Raw genomic sequence first — 255 nt, 5'->3', positions numbered from 1 at the left:
CGCCCGCCGGCATGTATCGCCCGAGTGAGGGGATGGGGGCGGTGAACGTGTTGCCGGCGCTGGAGCGGGGATACATCACCTTCGGTACGCTGACCCGTGGGGTGCGTGTCAACCACCGCACCATCCGGGTGTGGTCCGAGATCCTCGAGCGGGTGCCGGGTTCGCGGCTGGTGGTCAACAGCAGGGACTTCTCCACCGAGACCGAGCAGGAGGCGCTGGCCGAGCGCTTCGCCGCGCACGGGATCGGCGGCGAGC

At 70.2% G+C, this 255-nt stretch carries 1 pseudogene; it reads left to right on the top strand.

Annotated elements, in window-relative coordinates:
- Window positions 1–32: 32 nt before the first annotated feature.
- Window positions 33–255, top strand: a pseudogene (locus tag EBL85_RS17005) (N-acetylglucosamine transferase); the annotation flags it as partial.

The organism is Marichromatium sp. AB32 (assembly GCF_003718675.1).
GTDB lineage: Bacteria > Pseudomonadota > Gammaproteobacteria > Chromatiales > Chromatiaceae > Marichromatium > Marichromatium gracile.
The sequence above is the reverse complement of the archived record's forward strand: the minus strand, read 5'-3'. Positions and strand labels throughout refer to the sequence as shown.